Annotated in this window: 18 protein-coding genes; 14 read left to right on the forward strand and 4 right to left on the reverse strand. The window is 69.9% G+C overall.

Features of this window, described 5'->3' with window-relative positions; genetic code table 11:
- The first annotated feature begins 12 nt into the window (after window positions 1-12).
- The 5 genes from ACIPYT_RS08955 to ACIPYT_RS08975 are packed head-to-tail and all read left to right on the forward strand — an operon-like array spanning window position 13 to window position 4,759.
- Window positions 13-975 (forward strand): carbohydrate ABC transporter permease, encoded by a 963-nt coding sequence (locus tag ACIPYT_RS08955; RefSeq protein WP_401072725.1) that lies wholly within the window; start codon window positions 13-15, stop codon window positions 973-975.
- Entirely contained in the window at window positions 968-1,852 is an 885-nt protein-coding gene (locus ACIPYT_RS08960; RefSeq protein ID WP_401072727.1) for a carbohydrate ABC transporter permease, read from the forward strand. Before ACIPYT_RS08955 ends, ACIPYT_RS08960 begins: the two co-directional genes overlap by 8 nt.
- Window positions 1,852-3,009: a mandelate racemase/muconate lactonizing enzyme family protein gene (locus tag ACIPYT_RS08965; protein ID WP_401072729.1), complete on the forward strand. Its 1,158-nt coding sequence runs from the start codon at window positions 1,852-1,854 to the stop codon at window positions 3,007-3,009. Before ACIPYT_RS08960 ends, ACIPYT_RS08965 begins: the two co-directional genes overlap by 1 nt.
- Window positions 3,006-4,010, forward strand: coding sequence for an aldo/keto reductase (locus tag ACIPYT_RS08970; protein ID WP_401072731.1), 1,005 nt, complete (start codon window positions 3,006-3,008; stop codon window positions 4,008-4,010). The genes ACIPYT_RS08965 and ACIPYT_RS08970 overlap by 4 nt, the downstream gene beginning before the upstream one ends.
- 23 nt (window positions 4,011-4,033) lie before the next feature.
- A complete protein-coding gene (locus ACIPYT_RS08975; RefSeq protein ID WP_401072733.1) occupies window positions 4,034-4,759 on the forward strand; it encodes a GntR family transcriptional regulator in 726 nt (241 codons plus the stop codon).
- Window positions 4,760-4,780: 21 nt separating this feature from the next.
- Here the strand turns inward: ACIPYT_RS08975 and ACIPYT_RS08980 are convergent, their stop codons facing one another.
- Entirely contained in the window at window positions 4,781-6,142 is a 1,362-nt protein-coding gene (locus ACIPYT_RS08980) for an MFS transporter (RefSeq protein ID WP_401072735.1), read from the reverse strand.
- A 142-nt stretch (window positions 6,143-6,284) separates the two neighbouring features.
- On the opposite strand from ACIPYT_RS08980, the gene ACIPYT_RS08985 reads away from it, so the two are divergent.
- A complete protein-coding gene (locus ACIPYT_RS08985) occupies window positions 6,285-7,577 on the forward strand; it encodes an RNA polymerase sigma factor (protein ID WP_401072737.1) in 1,293 nt (430 codons plus the stop codon).
- Between the two features lie 58 nt (window positions 7,578-7,635).
- Here ACIPYT_RS08985 and ACIPYT_RS08990 read toward each other — a convergent pair whose 3' ends face one another.
- Complete coding sequence (locus ACIPYT_RS08990) at window positions 7,636-8,547, reverse strand: Bax inhibitor-1/YccA family protein (protein WP_401072739.1); 912 nt, start codon at window positions 8,545-8,547, stop codon at window positions 7,636-7,638.
- 89 nt (window positions 8,548-8,636) lie between these two features.
- Between ACIPYT_RS08990 and ACIPYT_RS08995 the strand changes: the two genes are divergently transcribed.
- From ACIPYT_RS08995 to ligD, 7 genes are all read left to right on the forward strand, one after another.
- Window positions 8,637-9,623, forward strand: a complete 987-nt coding sequence (locus ACIPYT_RS08995) for a glycerophosphodiester phosphodiesterase family protein (protein WP_401072741.1) — start codon at window positions 8,637-8,639, stop codon at window positions 9,621-9,623.
- A 64-nt stretch (window positions 9,624-9,687) separates the two neighbouring features.
- On the forward strand, window positions 9,688-10,728 hold the full coding sequence (locus ACIPYT_RS09000; protein WP_401072743.1) for an ABC transporter ATP-binding protein: 1,041 nt from the start codon (window positions 9,688-9,690) through the stop codon (window positions 10,726-10,728).
- Window positions 10,725-11,750, forward strand: a complete 1,026-nt coding sequence (locus ACIPYT_RS09005) for an ABC transporter permease (protein ID WP_401072745.1) — start codon at window positions 10,725-10,727, stop codon at window positions 11,748-11,750. The genes ACIPYT_RS09000 and ACIPYT_RS09005 overlap by 4 nt, the downstream gene beginning before the upstream one ends.
- A gap of 147 nt (window positions 11,751-11,897) precedes the next feature.
- A complete protein-coding gene (locus tag ACIPYT_RS09010) occupies window positions 11,898-14,999 on the forward strand; it encodes a lamin tail domain-containing protein (RefSeq protein WP_401072747.1) in 3,102 nt (1,033 codons plus the stop codon).
- Window positions 15,000-15,097: 98 nt separating this feature from the next.
- The gene (locus tag ACIPYT_RS09015) at window positions 15,098-17,551 is read left to right on the forward strand and encodes an ATP-dependent helicase (RefSeq protein WP_401072749.1); all 2,454 of its coding nucleotides are present in this window, start codon (window positions 15,098-15,100) and stop codon (window positions 17,549-17,551) included.
- A gap of 26 nt (window positions 17,552-17,577) precedes the next feature.
- Window positions 17,578-18,765, forward strand: coding sequence for an SseB family protein (locus ACIPYT_RS09020; RefSeq protein WP_401072751.1), 1,188 nt, complete (start codon window positions 17,578-17,580; stop codon window positions 18,763-18,765).
- Between the two features lie 72 nt (window positions 18,766-18,837).
- Window positions 18,838-19,905, forward strand: a complete 1,068-nt coding sequence (gene ligD / locus ACIPYT_RS09025) for a non-homologous end-joining DNA ligase (protein WP_401072753.1) — start codon at window positions 18,838-18,840, stop codon at window positions 19,903-19,905.
- A 12-nt stretch (window positions 19,906-19,917) separates the two neighbouring features.
- Here the strand turns inward: ligD and ACIPYT_RS09030 are convergent, their stop codons facing one another.
- Together ACIPYT_RS09030 and ACIPYT_RS09035 are read right to left on the reverse strand one after the other, a co-directional pair.
- Window positions 19,918-20,961: an ATP-dependent DNA ligase gene (locus ACIPYT_RS09030; protein WP_401072755.1), complete on the reverse strand. Its 1,044-nt coding sequence runs from the start codon at window positions 20,959-20,961 to the stop codon at window positions 19,918-19,920.
- A gap of 38 nt (window positions 20,962-20,999) precedes the next feature.
- A complete protein-coding gene (locus ACIPYT_RS09035) occupies window positions 21,000-22,448 on the reverse strand; it encodes a phytoene desaturase family protein (protein WP_401072757.1) in 1,449 nt (482 codons plus the stop codon).
- A 41-nt stretch (window positions 22,449-22,489) separates the two neighbouring features.
- On the opposite strand from ACIPYT_RS09035, the gene ACIPYT_RS09040 reads away from it, so the two are divergent.
- Complete coding sequence (locus ACIPYT_RS09040) at window positions 22,490-22,975, forward strand: hypothetical protein (protein WP_401072759.1); 486 nt, start codon at window positions 22,490-22,492, stop codon at window positions 22,973-22,975.
- The last annotated feature ends 6 nt before the right edge of the window (window positions 22,976-22,981 follow it).

A 22,981-nucleotide genomic window follows, 5' to 3' on the forward strand; every position in this document is an offset into this window, starting at 1 on the left:
GGGATGGCGATCATGAGCGAGCGGAGCGAGGCCACGGCCTCCTCCGCGATGCCCGGCGCGGCGGGGGTGCCCATCGGCGCCTCCGCCCCGCCGGGGCCGCGGCCGCCTCGACGCCGCGGACACGGGTGGGTGGCGCTCGCGTTCCTCGCCCCGGGGATGATCGGATTCGTCCTCTTCATCCTCACGCCGCTGTTCGGGTCGGCCTTCATCAGCCTCTTCGACTGGAAGCTGTTCGGGAGCCCCGACTTCATCGGCATCGACAACTACGTCAAGCTGTTCCGCGACCCGACCTTCTACACGGTGCTCGGTAACACGGTCATCTTCGCGGTGGTCTACACGGCGCTGAACCTGTTCGTCGCTCTCACGATCTCGCTGTGGCTCAACACCCGCATGAAGGCGGCAGGCGCGTGGCGCGTCGTGTTCTTCCTCCCCGTCATCACCCCGATGGTCGCGAACGCGCTCGTCTGGCGACTGCTGCTCTCGCAGGACGGGCTCGTGAACTCGATGCTCGCGACCGTCGGCATCGACGGACCCAACTGGCTCTCGGACTCCGCCTGGGCGCTGCCCTCCGTGATCGCAATGTCGGTGTGGCAGTCGTTCGGCTACAACGTCATCGTGCTGTCGGCGGGTCTCAGCGCCATCCCGAAGGAGTTGCTCGAAGCATCCCGCATCGACGGCACCAGTGCCTGGCAGCGCCTGCGCTACATCGTGCTGCCGCTGCTGTCGCCCTCGCTCTTCTTCTGCTCGACCATGACGATGATCGGGGCCTTCCAGGTCTTCGTCCAACCGCTGTTCCTGACACAGGGCGGACCGGGCGAGAGCACCAACACGTTCGTGCTGTACCTCTACCGCAACGGCTTCGTTTTCGACCGGCTCGGCTACGCCTCCGCCCTGGCGTGGATCCTGTTCGTCGTGGTGATGCTCATCACGGCCCTGCAGTTCGTCGGCCAGCGCAAGTGGGTGAACTATGAGTGACCATAACCTCACGGCGACCGCGCTGCTGATCCTCCCGCGCCGTCGGCACCAGCGCCGGGCATCCCTCAAGGAATGGTTGAACACCGCCGCGATCGCGCTCGTCGCGCTGATCTTCGCGTTCCCTTTCATCTGGATGTTCCTCACGGCTCTCAAGCCCGAGAACGAGGTCTTCACGGCGACGCCGCAGATCTTCGGCTCCGAGGTGCGCTGGGCGAACTTCGTCGAGGCGTGGACGGTCGTGCCCTTCGGGCGCTTCATCCTGAACGGCTTGATCGTCGCGATCGCCGGTGCCGCTCTCTCGGTCGTCGTCGCCGTGCTCTCGGCCTACGCCTTCTCGCGACTGCGCTTCAGGTTTCGCGACAAGCTGTTCCTGCTGTTCGTGCTCACGCTCGTGCTGCCGCAGGAAGTGCTGGTCGTGCCGCTGTTCATCATGATCAACAGCTGGGGCTGGAACGATACCTACGGCGCGCTCATCATCCCGTTCGCGTTCACCGCCTTCGGCACCTTCTTGATGCGGCAGTTCTTCCTCACGATCCCGATCGAGTACGAGGAGGCGGCCCTCATCGACGGCGCCTCGCGCCTTCGCACCCTCTGGTCGGTGCTGCTGCCGCAGTTGGTCGCGCCGCTGAGCGTGCTCGCGGTCTTCTCGTTCATCGGCTACTGGAACTCCTACCTGTGGCCGTTGATCATCATCAACACGCAGGACATGGCCACCGTGCCGCTCGGACTGGGGATGTTCACCGGTCAGTTCGGCACGCAGTGGTCGCTACTCATGGCGGCGTCGACGCTCGCCGTCATCCCCTCGTTGATCCTCGTGCTGCTGCTGCAACGGCAGCTCATCAAGGGGGTCACCCTGGGCGGACTCGGAGGACGATGATGAACGCATCGCAGAGCACGGGCTCGAGCACCCTCGACGCCACCACCCGCTTCGCCGACGTGACGGCAGGCAGCCGGATCGTGCACGTCGAGGCGCAGCTAGTCGACCTGCCGGTCGAGACCGTACGCACCGACGCGCTGCAGACGTTCGTCAAGCAGGAGACGATCTTCGTGCGGATCCGTACGGCCGACGGCACCGAGGGTGTGGGGTACAGCTACACGATCGGCACCGGCGGCGGGGCGGTCCTGAGCCTGCTGCGCGAGACCCTGCTACCCGCACTCGTCGGGCTGGAGGCCGAGCGCCCCGAGGCGGTATGGCTCGCGCTGTTCGGCATCACCCGGGCCACGACGGTCGGCCCGATCACCGCGCTCGCGCTCGCCGCGGTCGACACAGCGGTGTGGGATGCCAAGACCCGCCGAGCGGGTCTGCCGCTCTGGGTCGCAGGCGGCGGCGCATCGCCGTCGATCCCCATGTACGACACCGAGGGAGGCTGGCTGCACCTCACCACCGACGAGCTCGTCGCGCACGCCGTGGCGTCGAAGGAGCGCGGCATGGGCGGGGTGAAGATCAAGGTCGGCAAGCCTCGCGGGCACGAGGACCTCGAGCGCCTGCGGGCCGTGCGCGACGCTGTGGGACCCGACCTCGACATCATGGTCGACGCCAACCAGTCGTTCACGGTCGCGGAGGCCGTGCGTCGGGCGCGGCTGTTCGAGCAGGTCGACGTGTTCTGGTTCGAGGAGCCGCTGCCCGCCGAGGACATCGAGGGCCACCGCCAGCTCGCCCGCTCGACGTCGGTGCCGATCGCGGTCGGCGAGAGCATGTACTCGATCGGGCATTTCCGCGAGCATCTCCAGCGCGGCGGCGCCTCGATCGTGCAGCCCGACGTCGCCCGGGTCGGCGGCATCACGCCGTGGCTCAAGATCGCTCACCTGGCCGAGACGTTCAACGCGCCGGTCGCCCCGCACTTCCTCATGGAATTGCACGTGTCGCTCGTGTGCGCGATCCCGAACGCCCTCTACCTCGAGCACATCCCGCAGTTGCGAGCCGTCACGACCGCAGAACTGCACATCGAAGGCGGGCGTGGCTGGGCCCCGACGACGGCGGGACTCGGCATCGCGTGGGACGACGGGGCGCTCGGGCGGTTGATCGTCTCGTGATCTCGCCTGCTCCCGTGCGGATCGGTCGCGGCGGGCTCTCGGCCCCGCCGATCGGCTACGGCGCCGCCGCGCTCGGAAACCTCTACAGCGCGCTTGCCGAGGATGCGTGGCCCGAGGTGGTGCCTGCAGCCTGGGCCGGCGGCGTCCGCTACTTCGATGTCGCGCCGCACTACGGCCTCGGGCTGGCCGAGAGACGGTTGGGCGAGAGCCTGCGCGGGGTGCCGCGCGAGGAGTACATCGTCTCGACGAAGGTCGGCCGGCTGCTCGAGCCTCAGGATGCACGCGGGCGCGACGACCTGGCGAACCTGTTCGACGTGCCCGCGGATCACCGGCGCGTGCGGGACTACTCGCGTGACGGGGTGCGGCGCTCGATCGACGACTCCCTCACGCGGCTCGGCCTCGACCGGATCGATCTCGTGCTCGTGCACGATCCCGACGACTTCGAGACCGAAGCCCTCGAGGGGGCTTTCCCGGCGCTCAGCGAACTCCGCGCCGAGGGGGTCATCACATCCTTCGGGGCTGGGATGAACCAGAGCCCGATGCTCGCCCGGTTCGTGCGGGAGACGGATGCTGACGTGATGATGGTGGCGGGGCGGCTGACCCTGCTCGACCAGTCCGCGGCCGACGACCTGCTTCCCATCGCGGAGGAGCGGAACGTCTCCGTGCTCGCGGCGGCGGTGTTCAACTCCGGCATCCTCGCGACGGATGCGCCGGCTGAGAGCAGCACCTTCGACTACGGGCCCGCGGCCGGCGCGCTCGTCACCAAGGCCCGCACGATGGCCGCGATCGCGCGGCGGTACGACCGCACCCTTCCCGAACTCGCCGCACAGTATCCACTCCGTCTTCCGGCGGTCGCGGCGATCGTCGTCGGCGGTGCGAGCGCGCAGCATCTGGCGCGGAACAGCAGACTGCTCGAGCGTCCCGTGCCCGAGGAGACGTGGGTGCAGCTGCGCGAGGAGGGTCTGCTGCCACTCGACCGCGCGCCCGCGCGCCAGCCCTGAACGGGCACGGGGTGGAGCCTACAATGAGACTCGTGTTCACGGACGACGAATCGAAGGCGGTGCGGCCGATTCCCGCACGCCGGGCGCTCGTCGACGACGTCTACGACGCGGTACTGGGTCTGCTCATGGATCGGGTCATCGAACCGGGCGCCCGCGTGAACATCGACGCCGTCGCCCGAGACCTCGATGTGTCACCCACGCCGCTGCGTGAGGCGCTGAGCCGGCTCGAGGCGGAAGGCCTCGTCTCCAAGCGCGCACTCAAAGGGTACGTCGCTGCTCCACTGCTCGACGCCGACGGCCTGCGCGACCTCTACGACATGCGCGAGCTGCTGGAACCGGAGGCGGCTCGACGCGCCGCGGAGCATCTGGACGCGGAAGCCGAGGCGACGCTCACGGAATCCGTCGCGCAGATGCGCGCCGCATCCGCGCCGGATGACGACGAGAACTTCCGCAACTACCGGCGGTTCATCGACGAAGACCTGCACTTCCACAACCTGATCGCGGAGCAGGCACACAGCCCGCTGCTCGCCGACTCGATCGTGCGGTTGCGCTCGCACATGCACCTATACCGGCTCAACTTCCGGCACGATTTCGAGGATGCGACGGTCGGCGAGCACGAAGCCATCCTCGAGGCGGTCCGACGCCGCGATCCGCAGGCGGCGGCCACGGCGATGAGGTCCCACATCGAGAACTCGTATTCGCGCCTCGGGCCGGTGCTCTTCGTTCCGACGGACGACGCCTCGGCGTGATCTGCAGGGGACGCGAAGCCCCTACTGCGAGAACGAGCCGGTCGAGGCCATGAGCTCGTCGACCGTGGTCGAGCTCATGCGGCGTCCTCGCGTCTCTCCGCCGAGGATGACGGCGACCCCTCCCAGCAGGCACGCGCCGATGACGAACAACGAGACGAGCCAGGTGCCTCCGGAGGCCGCCGCGACGAGGGCGACGGCGATGAGCGGGGTCGTGCCGGCACTCACGGCTCCGGCCAGCTCGCGGGAGAACGCGAGTCCGGTGAAGCGCGCGCCGCCGGTGAACAGCTCGGCGAAGTACGCTGCCTGCGGACCGAACATCGCGCCGACCCCCAGTCCGAGGCTCGCCACGATCGCGAAGACGATGAGCTCGGGAGCCTCGCCGCCTCCGATGAGCCAGAAGTAGGGGAAGGCGAAGAGCGCGGAGAACGCGATGCCGAACAGGATCACCGGTCGCCGTCCGATCCGGTCGGAGAGTAACCCGAACAGCGGGAGCATAACCATCGTGACGGCGGTGCCGACGGTTGTCGCGGCCGGCCCGATCGACGCCGCGAGTTTCAGGTTGCCCACGAGGTACGCCGTGATGAATGCGAGATTGATCGACGACACCACGTTCTGAGGCAGCTGGGCGAGGAAGAGCGTCAGCATGGCCTTCTTCTCGCGCGCGAAGACGGTTCGCACGGGCGACGCCGGTGCGTGATCCGCATTCTGGATCTCGACGAACGCCGGACTCTCGGCCAGTCGCAGACGGATGATGAGGGCCACGACGACCACGAGCGCACTCAGGAGGAACGGGATGCGCCAGCCCCAGGACAGGAACTGATCCTCCGGAAGCTGCGTCACGATCGCGAACACACCTGACGCCATCAGCAGGCCCAGATAGACGCCCGCGGAGGGCCACGCGCCGTGGAGCCCACGACGCCGGGAGTCTGCGTGCTCGACGGAGAAGATCGCCGCTCCGCCGAACTCGGCCCCGGCCCCGATGCCCTGCACCAGACGGAGGACGATGAGCATGACGGGCGCCCAGACGCCGATCTGCTCGTAGGTGGGTGTGAGGCCCATCAGGAACGTCGCGGTGCCCATGATCATCAGAGTGAGGACGAGGACCTTCTTGCGTCCGAGGGTGTCGCCCATCCAGCCGAAGATCAGACCCCCCACCGGCCGGATCAGGTAGCCGACCGCGAACGTCGCGAACGCGACGAGGGTCGCGACGACGGGATCCGAGTTCACGAAGATGATCCGGTTGAACACGAGTGCGGCTGCCGTGCCGTAGAGATAGAAGTCGTACCACTCGAGAGCGGAGCCGACGAGTGCAGCGGCGCCCACTCCGAGCATGGAGCGGTGCTCGGGCTGCGGGTCCTGAGAGGAGCTGAGAGAAGACAACATCGTCCTTCCGATCGAAGAGTCGACGAGATGTCGCGAGGACCCTCATCGACTGATCTCTAATCCTATAGGCAATAGGATCCACGAGCAACGGGTGGATCGACATCTCGTCGGGCGACAAAGATGAGGTCTAGAGTGACTCCACATGACGGACGGACACGGCAGCGAGACGGCGCGCTCCGCCCCCGACCGGGGAGCAGCGGAGCGCGCCGTCGCCGCGGTGTGGCGCATCGAATCGGCGAAGATCGTCGCGACGCTCACGCGGATGGTGGGCGACTTCGGTCTCGCGGAGGACCTCGCTCAGGAGGCCCTGGTGGATGCGCTGCAGCAGTGGCCGGTCGACGGGGTGCCCCGCAACGGCGCGGCCTGGCTCACGGCGGTCGCGAAGCGCAAGTCCGTCGACGGCTGGCGGCGTCGGGAGCGGCTCGACGACCGGATCGCCGTGATCGCGCACGATCTGGAGCGCGAGCAGGACGAAGCCGCCGACGCACTGCCCTGGGACCCGGATGCCGTCGACGACGACGTGCTGCGCCTGATCTTCATCTCCTGTCACCCCGTGCTGTCGCGGGAGGCGCAGGTGGCGCTGACGCTGCGCGTGGTCGGCGGCCTGTCGAGCGAAGAGATCGCCCGCGCGTTCCTGGTGCCGACCGCCACGGTGCAGCAGCGCATCGTGCGGGCCAAGAAGACGCTCGCGGCGGCGCATGTGCCGTTCGAGATGCCGCCGCGGGAGGAGCACGCCGCACGGCTCGGCGCGATCCTGGGCGTGCTGTACCTGATCTTCAACGAGGGGCATGCGGCGTCGAGCGGCGACGACTGGATGCGCCCGGAGCTCAGCGTCGAGGCGATCCGGCTGACCCGGGTGCTCGCTGCTCTCATGCCGACCGAGCGCGACGTGCACAGCCTGCTCGCGCTGGAGGAGCTCACCGCGGCGCGCTTCCCGGCCAGGGTCGACGCGAACGGCGACCCCGTACTGCTCGCCGACCAGGATCGTCGCCGCTGGGATCGCGGCCGCATCGCACGCGGCAGGGCGGCCCTCGCGGCGGCGGATGCGCGGGGCACGGGCCGCGGCGCCTACGGACTGCAGGCCGCGATCGCGGAGTGCCACGCGGTCGCCCCCTCGGTCGAGGAGACCGACTGGGACCGCATCGTGCTGCTGTACGAGGCGCTCGGCCGTCTCGCGCCCTCGCCCGTGGTCGAGCTCAACAGGGCGGCGGCCGTCGCGATGGCGACGGGCCCGGCATCCGCTCTGCGCATCGTCGACCAGCTCTCGGCCTCGGGCGCGCTGCGCGGCTACCACCTGCTGCCAGCGACGCGCGGTGAACTGCTGCTGCGCCTCGGCCGCGACGAGGAGGCCCGCAGCGAGTTCGCGACCGCGGCATCGCTCGCCGGCAACGACCGTGAGCGCGCGCTGCTCGAGGCCAAGGCCGCCGGATCCTGAGGGATACGCGAAGAGGCCCGCCTCCGCAGGGAGACGGGCCTCTGTCGTGGCTCTGCGGTCAGTTGTTGCCGCGGACGATCGCGATGATGCGCAGGATCTCGACGTAGAGCCAGACGACCGTGACCATGATGCCGAAGGCACCGAGCCAGCCGTACTTGCGGGGAGCGCCGTTGCGCACACCCTGCTGGATCTGGTCGAAGTCGAGCACCAGCGAGTACGCGGCCATGATGACCACGAGGACGCCGATGATGAGTCCGAGCGGGATGCCCATGATCGTCGCGCTGTAGAGGCCGAAGGCCTGGCCGGCAGGCAGGACGCCCGTCCACATGAGGATGAGGTTCAGCACCGAGAAGACGAGGTAGCCGACCATCGCGATCATGAAGATCTTCGTGGCCTTCTTCGAGGCGCGGATCTTGCCGCTCGCGAACAGCGCCAGTGTGACACCGACCACGGAGACGGTGGCGAGGGTGGCCTGGAAGACGATGCCCGGCCAGATCATCTCGAAGAACGCCGAGATGCCGCCGACGAAGAGTCCCTCGAAGGCCGCGTAGGCGAAGATCAGCGCGGGGCGCACCTTCTTGCGCGAGGTGAACGTGATGACCATCGCGAGCACGAAACCGCCGAGCGCGCCGACGATCCACGGCAGCATCGACACGCTCTGCGTCGAGGCGAGCGAGACGCCGCCGAGCGTCCACACCCAGCCGATGACCGCGGTGACGAGGAGGATCGCGAAGAGGCCGGCCGTCTTCCAGACCGTGTCCTCGACCGACATGCGGTCGGTCTCGATGGAACCGGCCGGGGGAGCGGCGTACATGCCCTCCAGCTGGGCATTCGCAGCGGCATCCATGGTGCCGTGCTGGAACGACGCGGCCTGTGCACCCTGAGCGCCCTGCGGCGCACCGGGGTAGGTCGCGACGTTACGCGGATCCTGCTGCTGGAACGCCGGATTGTTGAAAGCGAAATTGCTCATGGTGGGCCTCACTCCAAAAGGGGGTCGTAGGTCGCTTTCCTCCACGATACCCGCACGGGCGTGTCGTGAGGGTGTCTTACGCTGTGAGCGTGCCAAGGAAATCCCCCCTCGTCATCGGCCACCGCGGTGCGCCCGGCTACCGGCCGGAGCACACCCGCTCCTCGTACGAGCTCGCGCTCGCGATGGGGGTGGATGCCGTCGAACCCGACGTCGTGGCGACGAAGGACGGCGTGCTCGTCGTCCGCCACGAGAACGAGATCTCCGGCACGACCGACGTCGCCGCGCGGCCAGAGTTCGCGGCGCGCAAGACGACCAAGCGCGTGGACGGTCAGGCGCTGACCGGCTGGTTCACGGAGGACTTCACCTGGGAGGAGCTGGCGACCCTCCGCAGCAGGGAGCGCCTGCCCGAGGTGCGACTGTCGAGCGCGAGCTTCGACGGCGGTCAGGGCATCCTCCGGCTGATCGACGTTCTCGACATCGTGCGCGACGCGTCGGTCGAGCACGGTCGCGAGCTCGGCGTCGTGCTCGAGGTCAAGCACGCCACCTACTTCGAGAGCATCGGGATGCCGTTGGCGCCGCTCATCGAGCGCGACCTGCGCGCATCCGGGTGGGCGGCCGGCGAGCTGCCGCTCGTGATCGAGTCGTTCGAATCGACCGTGCTCGCACAGCTGCGCGACCGGGGCATCTCCGCGTCGTACATCTACCTGATCGAGGCGGCGGGACGCCCGTACGACCTGTTCGCGGCTCAGGGCAAGAGCGCGCAGACATACGCGGCGACCGTGGAGCCGCGCGGACTCGACGCTCTGGTCGGCGCCGTCGACGGCATCAGCGTCGACAAGAAGATGCTGCTCGCCCGCGGCAACACGATCGTGGCCGACGCGCACGCCCGCGGTCTCTCGGTCTTCACCTGGACCTGTCGCCCCGAGAACCGCTTCCTCTCGAAGGAGTTCCGGGGTGCCGGCGGTAAGGAGGCGTTCGGCGACTACGAGGCCGAGTGGGGCGTGATCGCCCGCACCGGCATCGACGGCGTGTTCGTCGACCACCCTGACCTGGGCGTGGCGTTCTTCCGCGGCTGAGCAGGGAACCCGCGGAGAGGTCAGCCTCCCCGACGCGACGCCTGCGGGATGACACACTGGCCCGATGACCGGAATCGTCGTCGACAACGTCAGCCGCTCGTTCGGGGCCGTCCAGGCGGTGCGCGGAGCCACTCTCCGCGCTCAGCCCGGCCGCGTGACGGGACTCGTCGGTCCCAACGGTGCGGGCAAGACCACTCTGCTGCTCATGCTCTCCTCGCTGCTCGCGCCCGATGGCGGCCGGATCAGCATCGAGGGGGTCGACCCCGTGCAGGATCCCCTCGCGGCGCGCCGGCTCCTCGGATGGATGCCGGACGCCCTCGGGGCCTGGCCGTCGCTCACGGCCCGCGAGACCATCGTCACGACGGGTCGGCTGTACGGGATGGCCCGGGCTGAAGCCGCCGCCCGCGCCCAGGACCTCCTCGCTCTCGTGGGTCTCGTCGAGCTGGCCGATGCGCCCGCGAAGGTGCTCTCGCGAGGGCAGAAGCAGAAGCTGGGTCTCGCCCGCGCGCTGGTGCACGACCCGCGGGTGCTGCTGCTCGACGAGCCGGCGTCCGGCCTCGATCCGGAAGCACGGGTGCAGCTGCGGTTCCTGCTGCGCCATCTCGCGGCGGAGGGCCGCACCGTGCTGATCTCCAGCCACATCCTGTCGGAGCTCGAGGAGGTCGTCGACGACGCCGTGTTCCTCGTCGCGGGTGCCGTCGTCGATGCGGGAGCCGCTCAGGCGACGGCGCGCGCGTGGCGCGTGCGCATCGTCGGCGCCGACGTCACTCGTCAATCGGCTGATGCGTGGCAGGTCGTCTCCGCACTCGGCATCCCGCACGAGACGGTCGGCGCGGACCGAGGCGACGTGCTCGTGCCGTTCGCGACCGAGGACAGCGCCGCGGATGGGCTGCGCACGCTCGTGTCGGCAGGTCTGCGTGTGGCGGAGTTCGCTCCGGCGCAGAGCGCGCTCGAGCACACGTTCCTCGCGCTGCATCGTCCGACCGCGTCACCCTCGGCGCCGGCGGCTCCGCCGGTGCAGGGCGCTCCTCCCGCGCCACCAGCGCCAGCCCCACCGGCACCCGCGCCGCCCGCCCCGCGACCGGCCGAGGAGGCAGGAGCATGAGCCTCACCAACATCGCCGTCATCGCGCGACTCGAGCTGACGCAACGCCTCCGCAGCGTCGGCTGGTACGTGCTCCTCGGGGTGTTCGCCGTCATCCTCATCGGCGTCACCCTGCTCTCGTTCGCGGTCTACTCCTGGGGCGACTTCGTCGGCGCCGGTGTGTTCTCGATCGTCGTGCACATGGTGCTTCTGCTCGTCGTCCTGGTCTCGCCGACCTTGAGCGGCAACGCGATCAACGGCGACCGCGACGCCGCGACCCTCGCCGCGGTGCAGGTCACCTCGGCCTCGACCGGCGACATCATGCTCGGCAAGCTCTTCGCGGCCGTGGCGACCGGCGGCGCGTTCCTCGTCGTCGCCCTGCCGTTCCTCGCGATCTCCCTGCTCGGCGGGGGAGCGAACCCGCTCGTGCTCCTCGTCTCGCTCCTCGTGCTCATCGCCGAGATCGTGATCGTCGCCGCGATCGGCGTCGCACTGAGCGGTCTCATCGCACGGCCGCTGTTCTCGGTCGCTACGACGTACCTCGTCGTGGCGGGCCTCGTGCTCGGCACCGTGATCGCCTTCGGGCTCGGCGGCGCGGCGGTGCGCACCGAGGTCACACAGGAGATGCACGACTACGACCCCGAGACCGGCCAAGTCGATTGCAGCACCGTGACGGGGACGTCGAGTTACGACGTGCCGCGCTTCGATCTCGTGTGGTGGGCGCTGGCGGCGAACCCGTTCGTCGTGCTCGCCGACGCCACCCCGACCGAGTACACCCCGCAGGGATATCCCGTCGACATGTTCGGGCAGATCAAGCTCGGGGTCCGTTCGGCGCAGCTGTCGCCGGTCGTGCAGAACTGGGACGAATGCGGGGAGGACTTCGCCGCATATCCGACGCCTCGCGAGGTCATCGACTCCACCGTGCCGAGCTGGTTCGTCGGCCTGGGGGTGCAGGTCGTGCTCGCGGGCGGGCTGTTCGCCGGGGCGTGGGCGCGCACGCGGACGCCGGCGAAGCGGCTGCCGCCGGGGACGCGCATCGCCTGAGCGACGAGGCATCCGGGCCACGGACACGGGCGTGCTCGAGCGAACGGCCACCGCTCGTTCACCTGCCGTGCACCGGGGAGTCCCCGCACGGACACGCGCACTCGGTGTCCTGGGGTCACACCCGTCTGCATCCCTCTCAGGAGACCCATGTCCCGCCTGCGTTCCGCGGCGGCGGTCACGGCGGTCTGCGCACTCAGCGCGGCCGCTCTGCTCGCCGTCCCCCTGTCAGCCACCGGTGCCGAAGCCGGCATCCGCATCAACGAGGTCGAGTCCGACGGGGGAACCCCCGGCGACTGGATCGAGTTCGTCAACACCGCCGAGACGTCGGTCGACCTCTCTGGCTACGTCGTCAAGGACAACAAGGACGACAGTTCGTACACGTTCCCCGAGGGCACGATCGTCGAGGCCGGCGCGTTCCTCGTGATCGACCAGCTCGACGACGCGACGGGAGCCGGCCAGTTCGACTTCGGTCTGGGCCGCGAGGATGCGGTGCGCCTGTTCGATCCGCTCGGGACGATCGTCGACGAGACGTCCTGGACCGGCCACGCCGCCGTCACCTGGGGCGCACGCGACGTCGACGGAGCGGTCGAGTGGGCCGGTACCGCCGAGTCGACCAAGGGCGCCGTCAACGTCTTCCCGTCGAACGAGCCGACCAGCGGTTCGATCGTCATCAACGAGGTCGACTCGCAGCCCGCCGACTGGGTCGAGTTCTACAACCCGGGCGACGAGGCCCTCGACATCTCGGGCTACGAGATCCGCGACAACTCCGACGACCACCGCTGGCAGTTCCTCGCCGGCACATCGATCGCCGCCGGTGAGTTCCTCGTCGTCGACGAGGCGAGCGTCGGCATGGTCGGCGGCGTCGAGGCGCCGTTCCGCGAGCCGATCGGCATCGGCAGCGCCGACCGCATCCGCCTGTACGACGCGACCGGCACGATGATCGACGACACCCTGCCGTGGACCGGGCACGCCGCGATCGACGGCGACTTCGCCGCAGCGACGCTCGCGCGCTGCCCCGACGGGCAGGGAGTCTTCGCCCTGGCGTACGCGACCCCGGGAGCCGCGAACTCCTGCGTGATCCCCGACGTCGTGATCAACGAGATCGAGTCGAACGGCGACGCCACCGACTGGATCGAGGTGCTCAACACCGGCAGCACGCCCGTCGACATCTCGGGCTGGACGGTCATGGACAACGACCCCGTCGGTCACGCGTCCGAGACCACGCCGCTTCCCGCCGGCACGATGCTGGCCCCGGGCGCGTACTTCGTGTTCGACCAGAACATGAACTTCATCTTCGGCCTGGGGAACGGCGACACCGTGACCCTGCGCGACGCGAACGGCAACACTGTCGACGAGCACGTCTACGCCGCTCATGCGGCCGGTGTGCTCGCCCGCTGCCCCGACGGCACGGGCGACTTCCTCGACATCGCGACGTCGACCAAGGGTCTGCGCAACGCCTGCGGCAACCCCGTGCGCATCAACGAGGTCGAGTCGGACGGCGGCACTCCCGGCGACTGGATCGAGCTCGTGAACCCCACGGATGCCGTGCTCGATGTGTCCGGCGTCGTCGTGAAGGACGACGACGACACGCACGCGTACGCGATCCCGGAGGGCACCACGATCGCCGCGGGCGGCTACCTCGTGATCGAGGGCGCCGACCTCGGCTTCGGCCTCGGCGGCGGCGACACCGTGCGCGTGTTCGACGGCGACCTGCTCGTCGACTCCACGACCTGGGGCGAGGGACACGCGGCGACCACGTGGGGGCGCTGCCCCGACACGACCGGCGTCTTCGGCGTGACCGAGCGCAGCACGAAGGGTACGGCGAACGTCTGCGCCGGGGAGATCCCCGTTTCGCCGTGGCCGGGCTCGGCCGACGTGCGCGTGCTCGACACCGCGCCCACCTTCCTGGAGGACAGCTCGGGTCTCGACGTGCAGGAGACCGCCGACGGCACGTTCCTCTGGGCCGTCGACAACGGCGAGGGGCGCATCTGGAAGCTCGAGGCGCACGCCGACGGCTCGTTCTCGACGATCTCGGGCTGGGAGTCGGGCAAGCGCGTCCGCTTCCAGAAGGACGCGTCGAACCCGTCAGCGGCCGGTCCCGACACCGAGGGCATCACGGTCGACGGCGACGGCTTCGTGTACGTCGCCTCCGAACGCGACAACAGCGCCAAGGGCGTCAACCTCAACACCGTGCTGAAGGTCGACCCCGAGGCCGCCGCCGGCGATCTGGTCGCGCAGCAGGAGTGGGATCTCACGGCCCTGCTCCCCGCAGTGGGCGCGAACCTCGGCATGGAGGCCGTGCAGTGGGTGCCGGATTCGGCGCTCGACGGGAAGCTGTTCGACGTCAACACCGGCGCGGCCTACGACTCCGCGGACTACGCGGGCCACGGCGACGGACTGTTCTTCGTCGCGGTCGAGGACAACGGCCACGTCTACGCGTTCGCGCTGGGCGCCGACGGCTCGGCGACGCTCGTGTCGGAGATCGCCCCCGGACTCGCGGGCGTCATGGCGCTCGACTACGACAGCGTGCTCGGCGTGCTGTGGGCCGTTTGCGACGACGGATGCCAGGGCCGTTCGGCCCAGATCACGCTGAACGGCACGGATGAGCCCGGTCTCGCGCACTTCGCGCGCCCGGCAGGCATGCCCGACATCAACAACGAGGGCTTCGCCACGGCGCCGGCCTCGCTCGCGATCGACGGCCAGCGCCCCGTGTGGTGGTTCGCCGACGGCTACGCGTCCGAGGCCCTGCGCACCGGGACCCTCCCCGCGACCGCGGGGGAGAACCCCGGGGGCGAGAACCCCGGGGGCGAGAACCCGGGCGGCGAGAACCCCGGTCAGACGCCGCCGCTGCCCGGCTCGGCGCTCACCGACGACAACCGCAACGGCGTCGAGGTGAACCCGAGCGTCGCGGGACGCGGTGACCGGGTCACCGTCTCGCTCGGTGCCGACCGCGCCGGGGAGGGCATCGCGGTATGGATGTACTCCGACCCCGTGCTGCTCGCGAGCGGTGCGGCCTCCGCGGCGGGCACCTACACCGTCACGATCCCGACCGACGCGCCGCTCGGCGCGCACCGCATCGCGGTGTACACCGCGTCCGGCGAGCTCGTGGGCTGGGCCGACATCCGCGTCACGGCCGGCGGCGCTCTCGCCGTCACGGGAGCGGAGACTCCGGTGGTGGGCATCCTGCTGGCGATCGCGCTGCTCGCGGCCGGTGCGGTGGCGATCCGCCGCCGCCGTCAGACCACGTGACGGCATGACACGGAACGGGCGGGGCGCATGCGCGTCCCGCCCGTTCCGTCTCCGCACCGCCTACCGGTGTCGGTGGTGCGGCCTAGACTCGTAAGGCCATGACCGAAGCCCCTCTCATCGTTCCCGGATCCGTCGGCCCGCGCTCCTCGGGGGCCGAGGGGCACGACGACCTCCTCGCCGGCCTCAACCCGCAGCAGCTCGAGGCCGTGACCTATCGCGGCCCGGCGCTGCTCATCGTCGCGGGCGCAGGGTCGGGTAAGACCAGCGTGCTGACGCGCCGCATCGCCTCGCTGCTGCGTTCGCGCGAGGCGTGGCCGAGCCAGATCCTCGCGATCACCTTCACCAACAAGGCCGCGGGCGAGATGCGCGAGCGCGTCGAGGGCCTGATCGGCGACGCCGCGCGGGGGATGTGGATCTCGACGTTCCACTCCGCGTGTGTGCGCATCCTGCGTCGTGAGGCCCAGCAGTTCGGCTTCACGAAGTCGTTCACGATCTACGACTCGGGCGACTCACGAGCGCTGATCAAGCGTCTCGTCAAGGAGCACGAGGCCGACGCCTACGGGCTGACCCCGGCATCCGTGCAGGGCCGCATCTCGAAGCTCAAGAACGAGCTGTCGGATGCCGAGGCCTACGCGCGGCAGGCGAACATGAGCGACCCCGCCGAGCGCATCTTCGTCGAGCTCTTCACCGACTATCAGCGGCAGCTGCAGAAGGCGAACGCCTTCGACTTCGACGACCTGATCGGGCAGACCGTCTACCTGTTCCGCGCCTTCCCGCAGGTGGCCGACACATACCGTCGTCGGTTCCGGCACATCCTCGTCGACGAGTACCAGGACACGAACCACGCGCAGTACGCGCTGATCCACGAGCTCACGCGACCGGTGTCGGGTGACGCCCCCGACCCGTATGCCTCCAACGGCATGATGATCTTCGAGCCCGAGACCACGCCTGAGCTCGAGGGGGCATCGCTCACGGTCGTCGGCGACTCCGACCAGTCGATCTACGCGTTCCGCGGTGCCGACATCCGCAACATCAGCGAGTTCGAGCGCGACTTCCCCGGGGCCAGGGTCGTGCTCCTCGAGCAGAACTACCGCTCGACGCAGAACATCCTGTCGGCGGCGAACTCGGTGATCGGCAACAACTTCGACCGCAAAGACAAGAAGCTCTGGAGCGACAAGGGCGACGGCGACAAGATCATCGGCTTCACCGGCTACTCGCAGCACGACGAGGCCCAGTTCGTGGCCGACGAGGTCGACGCGCTGCGCCGGGCCGGCATGCCGTACTCCGAGATCGCCGTGTTCTATCGCACGAACTCCCAGTCCCGCGCGCTGGAGGAGATCTTCATCCGATCCGCCGTGCCGTACAAGATCATGGGCGGCACGAAGTTCTACGAGCGGGCCGAGATCAAGGATGCTCTCGCGTATCTGGTCGCGGTCGCGAACCCCGCCGACGAGATGGCGGTGCGCCGCATCCTCAACAAGCCGCGCCGCGGCATCGGCGACGTGACCGAGACCGCGATCGCGCGCTTCGCGGAGGACAACGACATCACGTTCCGCCAGGCGCTGTCGGTGCCGGGGCAGCTCGGTGTCGGGCCGAAGATCCAGGCCGGGATCGCGCAGCTCGATGCGACGCTCGCCGAGGCCACCGAGATCATGCTCCCGGCCTCCGGAGAGGTGCCGCCGCCCACCTCGGTCGCCGACGGCCTGAGCGTGCTGCTGTCGAAGAGCGGCTACCTCGATGCGCTGCGCGCGAGCCGCGATCCGCAGGACGAAGCGCGCGTCGAGAACCTCGACGAGTTCGTCGCGGTCGCCCGGGACTTCGCCCGCAACAACCCCGAGGGTACGATCGTCGACTTCCTGACCGAGGTCGCGCTGGTCTCCGACGCCGACGACCTCGACGACGAGTCGGGCACGGTGTCGCTCATGACCATGCACACCGCGAAGGGGCTCGAGTTCGACGCCGTGTTCGTCACCGGCGTCGAGGAAGACCTCATCCCGCACCGTATCTCGGCGGGTGAACCGGGCGGTCCGCAGGAGGAGCGCCGGCTGTTCTACGTGGGCATCACCCGGGCGCGCAAGCGCCTGCACCTCTCGCTCGCGATGACCCGTGCCCAGTTCGGCGAGGTGTCGGTCGCGATGCCGAGCCGCTTCCTCCAGGAGATCCCCGCAGGGCTGATCGACTGGCGACAGTCGCCCGGCGACGTGAACTCGCGCGGAGGCATGCAGTCGCGAGCATTGAACGCGCGTCGTGCCGGCGGGTTCGGAGGCAACGGATCGGGCGATCGCTTCGGCGTGAAGCCGCTCCCCGGCCGCGACTCGCTGAAGCCGCTGTCGACCGCGATGGACAAGTTCCCCAACCGGGTGACGGCCAAGATGCGCGACAACGGCGACCTCGAGCTCGCTGCCGGGGACCGCATCCGTCACTCCGACTTCGGCGAAGGTCGGGTCGACGCCGTCACGGGTGAGGGGGCCAAGCGCATCGCACACGTGCGGTTCGATTCGGCGGGGCAGAAGAAGCTGCTCATCAAGGTCGCCCCGATCGAGAAGATCTAGGCGTCGCGCGGGTTAGGCTGGCTGATATGGCACTGTTCTCCCGCCGCAAGAAGTCCGCAGACGAGGCCGTCGACCTGGGCGAGACGGACGCGACCGCATCCGTCGAGACGCCCGTCGACGCCGATGCGCCTGCCGAGACCACCGGATCCATCGAGTCCGAGGCGGCCCCCGAGTCCGACGCCGCTGTCGAGCCCACGCCGACCATCGGGATCTCCGTGCAGGCCTTCCGCGGCGTCGGCGCACAAGCCGGGCCCGAGGTGTCGCTGCCCGCACCCGACACGTCCGCGCCCGCCACGTCGCTCGAGACGCCGGTCGCCGACGCGCCCGTGACCGCGCCCCGGGCCACGGCTGCGCCCGCCGCAGCGCAGCAGGAGCGGCGACTGCCGCTGGCGGCCACGGTTCCGCCCGAGCAGACCGAGACGGTCGCCGGCATGAAGGACAACGTGCTGTTGCGCGAGGCGCTCGCCGAGATCGAGCAGGGCGCCAGCAACGAGCAGCTGCTCGGGGTGCTGCGTCAGGCTCTGCAGGGGCACCTCTACATCCGGGTCAACGGCGATGCCCGCGCGCAGATCAGCGAGGGCAAGCCGCTGTCGGTGGCGGTCGTGCGCGACGGCGACCGGCAGTTCATGCTCGCGTTCAGCTCCGCTGGTGCGGTGCGCGACTCGGTGCAGCTCGAGAAGGACCCGACCGCGACCTCGGCGGTCGCGCAGCCGGTGACCTCGGTGCTGCAGCAGGTCGTCGTCGGCGACTTCGCCGGCCTCATCGTCGACAACGCCTCGGCGCCGCATCGCGTCGTGTTCCCGACCGAGCTTCTCGAGAAGACGCTCGAGCAGGCCGATGTCGAGATGACGGTCAAGACGATCCTGGCGACGCCGCGCGCACAGGACACGGCGACCAAGCTCGGCGAGGCGCTCGCCGCGAAGCGCATGTGGGTGGCGGTGAACGAGGGCGCCGGCACCGGTCAGCCCGGCATCGCCGAGGCGCAGACGGCCGACGGCAAGCGATTCCTGCAGCTGTTCTCGCATCCGCTCGAGGTCATCGCGCTGGGGCGAGGAGATCGTCCGCTGCCGTTCGATCCTCAGCAGCTCGCCTCGCTGCTGGCGAGCCATGCCGACATGGTCGGTGTCATCGTCGACTCGGCCGGCCCGTCGTTCGCAGTCGAGCGCGACGCTCTCGCGCCCGTGCTCGCGCTCGCCGTCGATCTCGACGACTGACGCGAGAGATTCGCGCCGCCCCGCGGCGCGGCGGGTCTTCCGCGTGTCGCACCGTCGCCCTATGGTCGGATCATGGCCTCCGAACGCGTGCCCCTGACCGTGGTCGATCCCGACGGTGCCCGAGAAGTCGTGCTGTCGAGTCCGAACAAGGTGATCTGGCCCGACGTGGGCGTCACCAAGGCAGAGCTCGCCGAGTACTTCCAGGTCGTGAGCACCCCGTTCCTCGCTGCCAACGGAGGTCGGCCGGTGTCCCTGGAGCGGTTCCGCGACGGGGTCGGCTCCGGCGAGTCGCGGCCCGACGGCTTCTTCTCGAAGAACCCGCCCAAGGGCACGCCCGACTTCGTCGACGCCGTCACCGTGACGTACAACAGCGGCCGACGGCATCCGCAGATCGTGCTGAACCGGCCGAGCGCGATCGTCTGGGCGGCGCAGATGAACACGATCGTCTTCCATCCGTGGGCGTCGCTCGCCGACGATCCCGACGACCCGGTCGAGCTGCGCATCGATCTCGATCCGCAGCCGGGCACGACGTTCGCCGACGCCGTGACGGCCGCGCATGCGCTGCGCGAGGTGCTGCGCGAGGCCGGGCTCGAGGCGTTCGCGAAGACGAGCGGCAACCGCGGGCTGCACGTGTTCGCGCCGATCGCCCCGACGCACGAGTTCCTCGACGTGCGGCACGCCGTGATCGCCGCGGGACGCGAGCTGGAGCGTCGGATGCCGGAGCAGGTCACGACGAACTGGTGGAAGGAGGAGCGCGGCGAGCGCATCTTCATCGACTTCAACCAGGCGAACCGCGACCGCACGATGGCGGGCGCCTACAGTCCGCGAGCGCTCCCCGCGGCGACGGTCTCGACCCCGGTGCACTGGGAGGAGCTCGACGGCCTCGACCCCGCGATGTTCACGGTGCGCAGCATCCCCGCGCGACTCGACGAGGTCGGCGACCCGTGGGCCGACATGCAGGCGAGCCCAGGGCGCATCGACACCCTGCTCGGGTGGTGGGAGCGGGACGTGGCCGACGGGCTCGGGGAACTGCCCTTCCCGCCGGAGTTCCCGAAGATGCCCGGGGAGCCGCCCCGCGTGCAGCCCAGCAAGAAGGTCGCCGCGCACTGGGACGAGAACGGCGACCCGGTCGACGCCTGAGCGTCGGGGCACTCAGCCGATGACATCGGCGAGATCGTAACCCGCCACGGTCTCGAGCTGCTCGTACGTGCACGAACGCGCCTCGCGGTCGTGCCGCCACCGCTCGAACTGCACGGTGTGCCGGAACCTCGCGCCCTCGAGCTGGTCGTAGCGCACCTCGAGCACGAGTTCGGGGCGCAGCCGCACGAACGACACTTCCTTGGCGCCGCTGAACCGTGAGCGCTCGCCCTCGCCGGTGACCGCCGCTCCGTCGTCGTCGCGTTCGACGAGAGGGGCGAGCTCATCGACGAGCTCCCGTCGGCGCTGGTCGCTCCACGCGGCGACCCCGCCCACCTGCCGCAGCACGCCGTCGGCGTCGTAGAGCCCGACGAGCAGCGACCCCACGCCCGAGCCCGACTTGTGGATGCGGTAGCCGAGCGCGACCACATCGGCGGTCCGCGCGTGCTTGACCTTGATCAGCGTGCGCTTGCCCGGGGCGTACGGCTGATCGAGCGGCTTCGCGACGACGCCGTCGAGGCCCGCGCCCTCGAATTCGGCCAGCCAGCGCACCGCGGCGTCGCGGTCACGCGTCGTGCGCGTGATGTGCAGTGGGTGCTCGACCCCGGAGAGCATCTTCTCGAGCCGTGCGCGGCGATCGGAGAACGGGGCGTCGCGCAGGTCGTCGTCGCCCTCGACCAGCAGGTCGAAGGCGATGAACATCGCCGGGGTCTCGTCTGCGAGCTTCGCGACCCGGGAGGCCGCGGGGTGGATGCGCTGACTGAGCGCCTCCCAGTCGAGGCGCTGGGCGCCTGCGGGGCCCGTCGCGACGACGATCTCGCCGTCGAGCAGACAGGGACCGGGGAGAAGCCGCGGGATCGCGTCGACGAGCTCGGGGAAGTACCGGGTGAGCGGCTTTGCGCCGCGCGAGCCGATCTCGACGGTCTCGCCGTCCCAGGCGACGAGTCCGCGGAATCCGTCCCATTTCGGTTCGAACAGCAGTCCGCCCGGCGTCTTCGCGGGGTCGGGGACGGATGCCGCCGCCTTCGCGAGCATGGGGGAGGGGATCTCGTAGCGCATGACCCTATCCTGGCCGCGAAGCGGCTGCGGCAGAAGAGTCAGAACAGGTCGTCGAGCGCGACGCGCTCCCCGGCATCCCGGAGCGCGGTGCGCGCCGCGTGCCAGCCGGCCATGCCGTTGACCCCCGGCCCGGGCGGTGTGGAGGCCGAGGCCAGGTACACGCCGCGCATCGGGGTGCGCCAGGGGGCTGGGCCGAGCACGGGCCGTCGCAACGCCTGCGGGATCGTGAAGGCGCCGCCGAGGATGTCGCCGCCGATCTCGGAGGGGTTGATCGCCTCGCGGGCCGACGCCGGCACGGCATGGTGGGCGAGGATGCGGTCGCGGAACCCCGGCGCGAAGCGCTCGACCTGACGCGTGACGAGTTCGGTCGGATCGAGGTCGGAGCCCTGCGGTACGTGGATGTAGGCCCAGAGCACGGCCTTGCCGTCGGGGGCTCTTGTCGGATCGAGCACGGAGGGCTGCACGCTCAGCACGTAGGGTCTGTCGCTGACGCCGCCCCGCGCCACGGCGTTCTCGCTCTCGCGCACCTCGGCCGCGGTACCGCCCAGGTGCACGGTCACGGCCTGCGCGACCTCGGCGTTCGTCCACGGGATCGGGCCGTCGAGGGCGAAGTCGACCTTCGCGGCGGCCGGTCCGTACCGGAACCCCTGAAGGGCCCGCGCATATCGCGCGGGGATGTCGCGGTGCGTCAGGGCGAGACGGGGGGAGGTGTTCAGCATCAGCAGGTCGCCCGCGCCGGGATCGCCCCAGTCGAGCTCCCCGAGGTCGGTGACATGGTGCCCGGTCACGACCGAGCCGCCGTGCTCCTCGATGTCGGCGACCAGCACGTCGGCGATGCGCTGTGCGCCGCCACGGGGGTACATCCACCCGCCGGCGTGCCCCTGCGCCGCGAGGAGCAGGCCCGCGGCGGCGCCGGCGAGCGATGGCAGGGGGGTGTTGGCGTGGGCGAGGACCCCCGAGAGCAGGGCGGCGGCGGTGTCGGTGCGGAACGCGCGGCGAGCGAGCGGCGTGCCCTGATCCAGCATCCGCAGGGCGAAGCGCACCGACGTGAGCGGGTCGCGGGGAACCCGCAGCATCTGGTTGCCGGTGAAGTCGACCACGCCGTCGATGTGCGTGCTGAGCGGACGGAGCAGGGCGAGCCATGCTCTCTCGTCGACGCCGAGACCGGCGGCCGTGCGCTCGATGTCGCGCCAGGCGACGGCGGCGCGGCCGTGATCGAGCGGATGAGCGTACGAGATCTCGGGGGTGATCCAGTCGATCCGCTCGGCGAGGCCGAAGGCCCGGAAGAACGGCGAGGAGAGGGCAGCGGGGTGCACGGCCGAGCACACGTCGTGGACGAATCCGGGAAGCGTGCTCTCGGCGCTGCGGACACCGCCTCCGATCGTGTCCGCGGCTTCCAGCACGCGCACCTCGTAGCCGGCCCGGGCGAGCGACGATGCCGCCACGAGCCCGTTCGGGCCGGATCCGATGATCGTCGCGCGCACCATGCGGCCAGTCTTCCACGTCGGATCGTGAGATCCTGGAAGCGATGAACGAAGTCCAGGGCCCGACCCCCACCGGAACCTCCCGTCCGTACCGATCCCTGCGTGAGGCGCTGCGCGCCCACCGCATCGCCGAGGAGAACCACGAGTTCATCACGGCGATCATGGATGCCGTCGGCATCTCCTCCTACATCGACCGCGGTCGGTACATCGAGGCGATCCGTCGCGGCGCGGGAGCCAGCCTGCACATCGGCAGGACCTACACGAACGGCTTCACCGAGGACGAGCTCGTCGTCGTGGGATCGACGCCCCTGCGCCTGCGGGCGAGCGAGGGACGTGCGCCGTACTACTACGTGACGCACCCGAGCGAGTTCCGCCCGATCGCGCCGGCGAAGGCGAAGAGGTCGTCGACGCCGCGTGGGGCGGCCGCTCCGCGCGTCGCTGCCGCGCCCAAGCCCGTCGAGCGCGACTACGGCGTGTGCGACGTCTGCTTCATGGTGAAGACTCCCGCGGGCGGCTGCGGCTGCGACTGACGGGCC

The organism is Microbacterium sp. NPDC089695 (genome assembly GCF_044749085.1).
Lineage (GTDB): Bacteria > Actinomycetota > Actinomycetes > Actinomycetales > Microbacteriaceae > Microbacterium.

What these genes read in the sequence shown, in the direction of transcription:
- ACIPYT_RS08955 (WP_401072725.1), top strand. Translation starts at nt 13, where the DNA reads ATGAGCGAGCGGAGCGAGGCCACGGCCTCCTCCGCGATGCCCGGCGCG.
- ACIPYT_RS08960 (WP_401072727.1), top strand. Translation starts at nt 968, where the DNA reads ATGAGTGACCATAACCTCACGGCGACCGCGCTGCTGATCCTCCCGCGC.
- ACIPYT_RS08965 (WP_401072729.1), top strand. Translation starts at nt 1,852, where the DNA reads ATGAACGCATCGCAGAGCACGGGCTCGAGCACCCTCGACGCCACCACC.
- ACIPYT_RS08975 (WP_401072733.1), top strand. Translation starts at nt 4,034, where the DNA reads ATGAGACTCGTGTTCACGGACGACGAATCGAAGGCGGTGCGGCCGATT.
- ACIPYT_RS08980 (WP_401072735.1), bottom strand. Translation starts at nt 6,142, where the DNA reads ATGTTGTCTTCTCTCAGCTCCTCTCAGGACCCGCAGCCCGAGCACCGC.
- ACIPYT_RS08985 (WP_401072737.1), top strand. Translation starts at nt 6,285, where the DNA reads ATGACGGACGGACACGGCAGCGAGACGGCGCGCTCCGCCCCCGACCGG.
- ACIPYT_RS08990 (WP_401072739.1), bottom strand. Translation starts at nt 8,547, where the DNA reads ATGAGCAATTTCGCTTTCAACAATCCGGCGTTCCAGCAGCAGGATCCG.
- ACIPYT_RS09000 (WP_401072743.1), top strand. Translation starts at nt 9,688, where the DNA reads ATGACCGGAATCGTCGTCGACAACGTCAGCCGCTCGTTCGGGGCCGTC.
- ACIPYT_RS09005 (WP_401072745.1), top strand. Translation starts at nt 10,725, where the DNA reads ATGAGCCTCACCAACATCGCCGTCATCGCGCGACTCGAGCTGACGCAA.
- ACIPYT_RS09010 (WP_401072747.1), top strand. Translation starts at nt 11,898, where the DNA reads ATGTCCCGCCTGCGTTCCGCGGCGGCGGTCACGGCGGTCTGCGCACTC.
- ACIPYT_RS09015 (WP_401072749.1), top strand. Translation starts at nt 15,098, where the DNA reads ATGACCGAAGCCCCTCTCATCGTTCCCGGATCCGTCGGCCCGCGCTCC.
- ACIPYT_RS09020 (WP_401072751.1), top strand. Translation starts at nt 17,578, where the DNA reads ATGGCACTGTTCTCCCGCCGCAAGAAGTCCGCAGACGAGGCCGTCGAC.
- ligD (WP_401072753.1), top strand. Translation starts at nt 18,838, where the DNA reads ATGGCCTCCGAACGCGTGCCCCTGACCGTGGTCGATCCCGACGGTGCC.
- ACIPYT_RS09030 (WP_401072755.1), bottom strand. Translation starts at nt 20,961, where the DNA reads ATGCGCTACGAGATCCCCTCCCCCATGCTCGCGAAGGCGGCGGCATCC.
- ACIPYT_RS09035 (WP_401072757.1), bottom strand. Translation starts at nt 22,448, where the DNA reads ATGGTGCGCGCGACGATCATCGGATCCGGCCCGAACGGGCTCGTGGCG.
- ACIPYT_RS09040 (WP_401072759.1), top strand. Translation starts at nt 22,490, where the DNA reads ATGAACGAAGTCCAGGGCCCGACCCCCACCGGAACCTCCCGTCCGTAC.